Genomic DNA, 8,157 nt, shown 5'->3' on the forward strand with positions numbered 1-8,157 from the left:
AGGTGATTTATGACCAATCAAGAAGATATTGCAATTTCCAAACCCCCTCTTAGAAGCTTACGCCAAATCATTTCTGGTTTAAGGCTCTTCCCCAAGACTCATGATTTTTTCATCCACTTTGACCAACTGGCTGCTAATATTTCGGCAGGTTCCAGATTGTTGTGTCAGATGATTGCGGAAAAAGAGCGAAGAGTCGATCTGCTCAAAGAGCTTAAAGATTGTGAACATAAAGGTGATCGCGTTACTCACGAAACCATTAATTTAGTGCGTGAAACCTTTCTTACCCCCTTTGATCGGTCCGACATGCACAATCTCATTGTCCGGATGGATGATATCCTAGACAATGTTTATCATATTGGTAATCGCCTTACCCGTTATGATGTTGATGCCATTCCTAGTGAGTTGGTAGAGTTGGCAGACCTGGTTTCGGCTTCAGCCGATGAGGTGGCTTTAGCGGTTAAAGACCTAAGTCATCCCAAAAGATTTCATGATGTGCTTAAACATTGCATTCAGATTAAATCGTTAGAGAAAAAAGCGGATGTTGTCTTGAATGCTGCGATTGAACTCATTTTTAGTAATGGTTTAGATGCATTCCAGCTTATTAAACTCAAAGAGTTGGGTGAAAAATTAGAAGCAGCTACGGATCAATGCAAAAATGTAGCTAATATTATTGAAGGGATTATTCTCAAGCACGCATAAATGACACTTCAATTGTTTCTCATAATTACGCTTGTAATTCTAGCCTTGGGTTTTGACTTCATCAATGGTTTTCACGATGCGGCCAACTCGGTGGCCACTATTGTGGGGACGCGAGTTCTTTCGCCCAAACAGGCAGTCATCTGGGCAGCCTTTTTTAATTTTGCAGCCGCATTTGTATTTGGTTTGCACGTAGCCGCAACCGTAGGTAAAGGCATCGTAGACCCACACATCGTTGACATGTGGGTAGTTTTTGGGGCGCTGATGGGTGCCATCATTTGGGATCTGGTGACTTGGTATTGGGGGCTTCCCACCTCTTCCTCTCATGCACTCATTGGTGGCCTAGTTGGGGCCGCATTAGCCAAGACACAAACATTTTCTGTGTTGGTGTGGGGCGGCATTATCAAGGTTGGCATTTTTATTCTTATTTCTCCCTTAGTCGGAATGCTCTTGGGGTTTGTGTTGGGTGCCCTAGTCAATATCTTGTTCGCACGTTCTAAGCCTACGCGTGTGGATAAATATTTTCGACGGCTTCAACTTTTGTCGGCGGCACTTTATAGTTTGGGGCATGGTGGCAACGATGCCCAGAAAACCATGGGTATCATTGCAATGTTGTTATTTACCGCGGGTTACCTAGGGCCAGTTTTCTATGTACCTTTTTGGGTTATTTTCTTTTGCTACTTTTCAATGGCCATAGGGACCATGCTGGGTGGTTGGCGTATCATCAAGACCATGAGTGTGCGCATCACAGAGTTGAAGCCTTCTGGAGGCTTTTGCGCAGAAACTTCAGCGGCTTTGTCATTGTTTGGGGCCACGGTATTGGGCGTGCCAGTTTCGACAACTCACACGATTACGGGCGCCATTATGGGGGTAGGTGCTACTCACGGTTTGGGGGCCGTGCATTGGTCAGTCGCTTCTCGCATTGTGTGGGCGTGGGTTATCACCATTCCGGCATCTGCTTTAATTGCTGCCCTCACTTACGGTTTGGCGCGACTTATTGCCTATTTGGCTTAAACACTTCCCCCTCCGCTTTTTGCGTTGAAAATAATTTTTAAAACGCAGTACAATTAAAAAAGCGGGGGTACTTAGAGAGTGCTGTGAAAATGGCACGATGATAACCTAACTATATGAAAATATTAACAATTGTATGGGGCTTCAGTCTATCTCTCGCATTGCTTGGAAGTGGCATTGAGGGATGTGGCGGCGGGGGAAGTAATAACACAAGTACAACCGTCTCCTCGGGCCAGGGTTCAGTTACGGCAGCGGTGAAGGCGATTGAAACCTCTCTTCTATCGTCTGCAGTTCATCCCAATGAATTGAATTCTTCGCTATCAGCCGAAAACATCTCTACCTCGACAAGTGTCAGCGATTGCGTAGAAAGCATCAACACCGGGTCGACAACAGGCTTTACCATAACCTGCAATTGTACTGTTGATGGTGAAGCTTCCGGGACCATCACGACGGTTTTTAGTTCTGACAGGACCGAACAGAGCTGTCAAACGACGAATGGAGATAGCGGTTCATCTTCAAGCATCAGCGGCAACATCACCATAACTTTCGACCAATGTGTTATTGAAGAATGCGGCGAGAGTTTGACGCTTACGGGCAGCATTCAGGGTACCGTTGAATATAGCTTCAGTGGATGCACTTCCTCTGAAACTCTGACCGCCACGTTTGGAACTGAAAGTGAATGTTCGGGGTTAGTTACGACTCATGAAGATAGTTCTACGGATACGGTTGGGTTTTCAGCAATATGGAGCACGGGGACCAGCGGAGACTCTCAGAGTGGCAGCGCATGTATTAATAATGAAGTGGCGGAGTTGGATGATCTGGATGATCTGTGCAGTCAGCAATCCGGAGAATCGTGCAACACCGCAACGGTTTCATGCGCCAGCGACTTTGCTTGTCAACTTTTTGCAGACAATAATTCCAATGATGCGTTCAATACAGACAATGTTGCCTGTGTGAGTGGTTGCTGTGTTGTTTCCGAAACCGGGCGATGCTCCGACAGTGAAGACAACGACTTTGATGGCAATACCGATTGCAATGACTCCGATTGTTCAGCTGACCCCTATTGCCAAGTAGGTCCTTGTGGTTCGGGCACAATCTCCTGCACCAGTGATTTTGCCTGTCAGGTGTTTGCTGATACCGATCTCACCGACCCATTTACGACAAGCAATGTGAGTTGCGTGAGCAACTGTTGCGTTGCCGAGACCCTTTATGAAACCGGAGAATGCACCGATGGAAGTGATAACGATTTTGATGGAACCACAGACTGTAATGATTCCGATTGTGCAGGGGATCTTGCCTGCGGTGCAAGGCTCCCCTGTACCAACGCTTGGCAGTGCCAGGCATTGGCTGCTGGCACGTCACTTGCGGAAGCTACCCCTTCTTGTCTTCGCTACGACACTACTGATTCACGATATCGCTACAATGACGGTTCTTGTTTTTATGACTGCACAACCGCTACTAACCCCTCTGATTGTCTAAGCTCATGTTTGGACATAGCAAAACAACAATCTCAAGGTGGATTCATTAACTATCAGGATCAAGTTTGTCGATTTTATCCCCCTCCGCATTAACTTATTGGAGGAGTTTTGAGAGTTGTTTTTTAATCTGTGCGAGAGTGGTCGTGATGAGCTGTGCCGGCAAAAGCTTATTAAAGTCGCTGACCGCATCCTCCAGATGCCGCCCCCGTTCTTGCAAGTCTTCCAACAAATGTTCAAGGTTTTGGGTTGGAAAGGCCACTGTTTTGGCTGTTTGTTCCCAATGTCGTTTTTGGATTTGCCCGAGATGACAATGTTTTTTATCTCCGATGGCCCCCAGCAGAAAAAAAACAAGCTGTGCCCTCATGAATTCCAATCGGTCACGTTCGCGTCGGTCGGAGGCATTCAGAAAATCCCTTAAAGGGGATAAACAATTTTTATCCTTATTTTACTTTTTATTTTCTCAGTCATAGATATTTTCACCCAAAAAATAGCTTTCCTTTATCGTAATTTTACGATAAAGTAGGCCGATGTCAAAAAAAGAAAAAGAGTGTTGTCCTGAAAATAACAAGCGCATTCGGCGTAATGTAAATCCAGGCCAAGATCAGGAGAACTTGGCCCGAATTGCCAAGGCATTGGGGCATCCCATCCGTCTTGAAATCCTTACTATTCTAAAAAAAACTAAGGGCTGCATTTGCGGGGACCTTGTTGATCAGTTGCCGTTGTCGCAGGCAACGGTGTCTCAGCACCTCAAGGTATTGAAAAAGGTGGGGCTGATTCGCGGTGAAATTAGAGGGCCGTCTACGTGTTATTGTCTTGAACCCATCTCATTACGCCAATTTAAAATGTTGGTGAAAAATCTCTAAAGGAGAAACCCACTATGGAAAAATTGAACATATTGTTTTTGTGTACAGGGAATTCGTGCCGAAGCCAGATGGCTGAAGGTTGGGTTCGACATATGAAAGCCGACAGCATCAATGCGTATTCCGCTGGCATAAACCCCCACGGGCTCGATTCCCGTGCCGTTTTAGTCATGAAGGAGGTGGGTATAGATATATCCCATCACCAGTCAAAACATGTGGATCATGTGCTGGGCATCCCTTTTGATTACGTCATTACGGTTTGCTCTCATGCCCATGAAACCTGCCCGGTATTTCCTGGAAAGGCTACGAAGATACACCACCCGTTTGACGATCCACCACGATTGGCAAAAGCCATGGCAGATCGGGGTGCTTCTGAAGAGGATCAGCTGAATTGCTACCGAAAGGTTCGAGATGAAATCAAAGCGTTTGTGGACACCTTGCCAGAATCACTGAACAAAGCAAAAAAAGGATTCATCGCAAAAATTGTCGATCAACTCGACAAAAAGCTCGAAGATAAAGCCAAAAAAACATCATGCTGCACAGGCAATAAAAAAGGAGGCTCCTCTTGCTGTTAAAATTTGCCGATTGGCTGACATATGATGTGATGCGTCTTGGCCCCGATACGCACATAGGAGGAGCAGTAAATTTTTTTGTTTATGATTCAATCAAGATTATGCTGCTACTCTTCTTTTTGATCGCGATGATCGGCTTTATCAGAACCTATTTGCCACAGCACAAGATAAAACGTTGGATGTCTCGAAAAGGGGGTCTTGGTAACGTATTTGCATCTCTCTTTGGTGCGGTAACACCATTTTGTTCCTGTTCATCGATACCGCTTTTCTTCGGGTTTCTGGAGGCCGGTGTCCCATTGGGCATAACATTTTCATTTCTGATCACATCCCCACTGATTAATGAATACCTGGTGGTGATCATGTTGGGTCTGTTTGGTTGGAAAATCACAACACTCTATGTGTTGAGCGGTTTGGGGATTGGCATTCTCTCGGGAATAATATTGGGTCGCATGAAACTTGATCGCTATCTGGTCACTGATTTTATCACACAAAGTAATGGGTCTAATTACAGGGAGGTGTATCCCAACATGACAAGCCGACTCAAGTTTGGATATGGCGAAGCGATTTCTATCGTTAAAAAAATATGGTTATGGGTTCTTGTCGGGGTTGGGGTTGGTGCCTTCATTCACAATTATGTGCCACAAGAAGCGATTCAATCGATCATCAATAAAACCGGGGCTTTTTCGGTCCCGATTGCCACGATTCTTGGTGTGCCGATGTATGGCAGTTGTGCAGCCATTGTCCCCATAGCTGTGGTTTTATTTCAGAAAGGCATACCGCTTGGCACTGCACTGGCGTTTATGATGGCCATTGCCGCGCTGAGTTTGTCCGAAGCCATCATGCTCAGGCGTGCGATGAAATTACAATTGATCACAATCTTCTTTGGTGTGACGACAGCGGCCATTATAGTTATTGGGTACCTCTTTAATTTTCTTCAGTTCTTATTGGTGTAAAAATTTTATGACGGAGGAAAATTAACTTGTAGAAATTATTTAATTTTGCATTTCCTTCGATTAGTGAACATGAGAACTAGGCAGCTTTCAGACGTTTAATGCCATCTGCTATCAAAAGACGCATGAGGACTTGATAGGGGACGCCTCGCTTGTTGGCGAGTGACTTTAGCTCATCAAGTAGATCTTTCTCAAGTGCAACACTGGTTGGTTTGCGACGGCTGCCTTTCAAACGGCTCATGCCGGCAATGATTTCTTTGGGATCAAAATCAATTTTATCATACATTTTCAATCGCTTTACGTAAGTTGGCATAAATTTTCTTTAAACCAGCCAGAGTATGAATTCAAACTGAGCCATGTACAACAATATAGTACACTATACTATAAAAGCTTGCAAGGTCGAATTCATCAGGGTTTAGTTTTTAGATTAATTTTTTATTCCTTCGTCATGGGTGTTCTTTATTGTAAAATAACTCAGAACCTTATTTTAGTTTCTAAAATAGCCTATGAAGAGAGTGTTATTAAATTTTATGACGGAGGAAAATTAATATGATAAAATTATTTTATTTTTTGTTTCATCCGTCATGGGTATTCTATTCTGCATTCTGGGTGGTGTTGTTATTCGCAATGCCGTGTTGGGCAGAATCACCCATATTAGATCGGCTCGAGCTCGACAAAGATTTTCCCTCCGGGTGTGGGTGTATAGTCGGGGATGCAAAGGGCCATTTTCTGGTGGCGAGTGATATTGAAGAGAAGAGCTCCGCCATTATCAAGATTGCGGGGAAGCGCTATGAGCTCAAGTGGGTATCTTCTACGGAGACATCCGCAAAGCCAAGACTTGGCGCTCGATTTTCAAATGTCTATGAAAGCGGCCCCATTCGCCTAGAATTGAATCGCAAAACAACATTTGTATGTAGCCCAAGGGATGAGAGTTGCGAAGTAACAGGATATGTCGTTAGGATGATTCTAACCATCGAAGGCCAGACCTATCGATGGACAGGCCTTAAAGGGGAGTGTGGGTGTTAGGCTGCTTTATCAACCACTTTGTAATTAGGAAACATGATAACAGCAGGGTGGACTTTGAGTGCTTTGGCTAGTACAAGCGCGCGATTTCTACCAATTTGTTGCCGCCCGGATTCCATGCTGGAAATATTGGCTTGAGTCATTCCTGTTTCTTTAGCCAACCCGTTTTGAGTGAGCCCCTGTAAATTGCGAAGTGCGGCCAGCATTTCACCTGGTGCGATAGACACCGGATCTCGGGCCGAAACAAAATCTTTTTTGTTAATTTTTTTTCATGAATCACCTTGTTGGCCTTCTAGTTCCACAATGTGTTTCCAAAAACCGCCTGCGTCGAAATCATCCAACCAACAGCCTGGTTTTCAGGCGGCTTTCTTAAGCCGTTCTAACCCGTCCAAAATAAAAACACGGATTAACACTTGATACGGAATACCTTGTTTTTCAGCAGTTCGTTTTAGCTCAGAGATAGTAGAATCGTCCAAGGCAACACTAGTTGGCTTTTTGCGAGCATTTTTATATCTTTTCATCGCCTCAAGAATCTTGGCGGCATCTAATTGAACCGGTTCTTTATACTCCTTTAGAGATTTTGCGTAAGATTTCTTCATACTACTTCCTTCCCATGGTCCCATTCAAATTCGAAATGAGATTTTATATTTCATTTGTCTTGATATTCTCCAAGAAGTCGGATTTCTCTTGGAGTAATTAAGACTTCAGACAAAATTCTGGATTTCATTCTTATTGTCCTAAAATAAGACCATTTCTCGGGTCTTAATTTTTTCTATCTAGTTGAATTCTCTAAAATCTTTGTTGGCATAAAAATTGCTTTGATTTGGGTGTATGAATAAAACCCAAAAGACACTTGTTAAAATTCACCTCTCCTCAGACAACTTGTTTCAACGAGTAGTCTCCATCTTAGAGCAGGCCAGGGCTAATGTGGTTCGATCGGTAAACAGCAACATGGTCGTTGCCTATTGGTTCATTGGACAGGAAATTGTGCAAGAACTGCAAGGTGGGAAAGAACGTGCAAAATATGGCAGAAAGCTTGTTCATGACCTTTCAGATAAATTAATCCAAAAATATGGAAAAGGATTCTCTACCACCAATCTGTGGTACTTTAGACAGTTCTACCTTGTCTTCGCAGATCGTTCTCCTGAGATTCTCCACAAGCCTTGTGGAGAATTCAATCCCGATAAAAAACTCCACAAGGCTTGTGGAGTTTTGGATGACATGAGTCTTGCCATTAAAAATGGTGATTTGATCAAAAGTTTTTCTTCTCGGCTGAGCTGGTCGCATTATCGAACTTTGACCAAAGTTGAGAATAGAAACGAACGTCTGTTTTATGAGATTGAAGCTGAAAAAGAGGGTTGGAGTGTTCCTACTCTGGAAAGACAGATTCATTCTTTCCTCTTTGCGCGATTGCTCAAAAGTCGGGACAAAGTAAGCGATCAAGCAAGTCCATCTTACAAGCGGTAAGGAAATGATATAAAAGATCTGCCATAACCAGGAGGTGATGAATGGCAGACATCAATAAGCGTGAGGCGAGGGAGCGGCATTGGCAGGGGAAGATTGAGGC

General features: G+C 44.0%; 12 protein-coding genes. 8 read left to right on the plus strand and 4 right to left on the minus strand.

Features of this window, described 5'->3' with window-relative positions; all coding sequences use genetic code 11:
• Positions 1-9: 9 nt before the first annotated feature.
• The 3 genes from HYU97_02220 to HYU97_02230 all read left to right on the plus strand — a co-directional run bounded on the left by HYU97_02220 (position 10) and on the right by HYU97_02230 (position 3,278).
• Positions 10-699, plus strand: a complete 690-nt coding sequence (locus HYU97_02220; protein ID MBI2335560.1) for a DUF47 family protein — start codon at positions 10-12, stop codon at positions 697-699.
• Positions 700-1,710: an inorganic phosphate transporter gene (locus HYU97_02225; protein MBI2335561.1), complete on the plus strand. Its 1,011-nt coding sequence runs from the start codon at positions 700-702 to the stop codon at positions 1,708-1,710. It abuts the gene before it with no gap.
• 113 nt (positions 1,711-1,823) lie between these two features.
• The gene (locus HYU97_02230; GenBank protein MBI2335562.1) at positions 1,824-3,278 is read left to right on the plus strand and encodes a hypothetical protein; all 1,455 of its coding nucleotides are present in this window, start codon (positions 1,824-1,826) and stop codon (positions 3,276-3,278) included.
• Position 3,279: 1 nt separating this feature from the next.
• Here the strand turns inward: HYU97_02230 and HYU97_02235 are convergent, their stop codons facing one another.
• Positions 3,280-3,549, minus strand: a complete 270-nt coding sequence (locus HYU97_02235; protein MBI2335563.1) for a hypothetical protein — start codon at positions 3,547-3,549, stop codon at positions 3,280-3,282.
• A gap of 163 nt (positions 3,550-3,712) precedes the next feature.
• Between HYU97_02235 and HYU97_02240 the strand changes: the two genes are divergently transcribed.
• The 3 genes from HYU97_02240 to HYU97_02250 are packed head-to-tail and all read left to right on the plus strand — an operon-like array spanning position 3,713 to position 5,570.
• The gene (locus HYU97_02240) at positions 3,713-4,048 is read left to right on the plus strand and encodes a winged helix-turn-helix transcriptional regulator (GenBank protein ID MBI2335564.1); all 336 of its coding nucleotides are present in this window, start codon (positions 3,713-3,715) and stop codon (positions 4,046-4,048) included.
• Positions 4,049-4,062: 14 nt separating this feature from the next.
• Positions 4,063-4,620 carry an arsenate reductase ArsC gene (locus HYU97_02245; protein ID MBI2335565.1) on the plus strand — a complete coding sequence of 186 codons (558 nt, stop codon included), beginning with the start codon at positions 4,063-4,065 and terminating at the stop codon, positions 4,618-4,620.
• Complete coding sequence (locus HYU97_02250; protein ID MBI2335566.1) at positions 4,611-5,570, plus strand: permease; 960 nt, start codon at positions 4,611-4,613, stop codon at positions 5,568-5,570. Before HYU97_02245 ends, HYU97_02250 begins: the two co-directional genes overlap by 10 nt.
• Positions 5,571-5,646: 76 nt before the next feature.
• On the opposite strand, the gene HYU97_02255 is transcribed toward HYU97_02250, so the two are convergent.
• Positions 5,647-5,880 (minus strand): hypothetical protein, encoded by a 234-nt coding sequence (locus HYU97_02255; protein MBI2335567.1) that lies wholly within the window; start codon positions 5,878-5,880, stop codon positions 5,647-5,649.
• A gap of 236 nt (positions 5,881-6,116) precedes the next feature.
• On the opposite strand from HYU97_02255, the gene HYU97_02260 reads away from it, so the two are divergent.
• Positions 6,117-6,593 carry a hypothetical protein gene (locus HYU97_02260; protein ID MBI2335568.1) on the plus strand — a complete coding sequence of 159 codons (477 nt, stop codon included), beginning with the start codon at positions 6,117-6,119 and terminating at the stop codon, positions 6,591-6,593.
• Here HYU97_02260 and HYU97_02265 read toward each other — a convergent pair.
• Both HYU97_02265 and HYU97_02270 read right to left on the minus strand, forming a co-directional pair.
• The gene (locus HYU97_02265) at positions 6,590-6,817 is read right to left on the minus strand and encodes a helix-turn-helix transcriptional regulator (protein ID MBI2335569.1); all 228 of its coding nucleotides are present in this window, start codon (positions 6,815-6,817) and stop codon (positions 6,590-6,592) included. The genes HYU97_02260 and HYU97_02265 overlap by 4 nt on opposite strands.
• Before the next feature lie 129 nt (positions 6,818-6,946).
• Complete coding sequence (locus HYU97_02270) at positions 6,947-7,189, minus strand: hypothetical protein (GenBank protein MBI2335570.1); 243 nt, start codon at positions 7,187-7,189, stop codon at positions 6,947-6,949.
• A gap of 232 nt (positions 7,190-7,421) precedes the next feature.
• Here HYU97_02270 and HYU97_02275 point away from each other — a divergent pair, with 232 nt between their 5' ends.
• The gene (locus HYU97_02275; GenBank protein MBI2335571.1) at positions 7,422-8,057 is read left to right on the plus strand and encodes a hypothetical protein; all 636 of its coding nucleotides are present in this window, start codon (positions 7,422-7,424) and stop codon (positions 8,055-8,057) included.
• Positions 8,058-8,157 lie beyond the last annotated feature (100 nt).

The sequence above is a fragment of the Deltaproteobacteria bacterium genome, from assembly GCA_016183235.1.
GTDB lineage: Bacteria > UBA10199 > UBA10199 > DSSB01 > JACPFA01 > JACPFA01.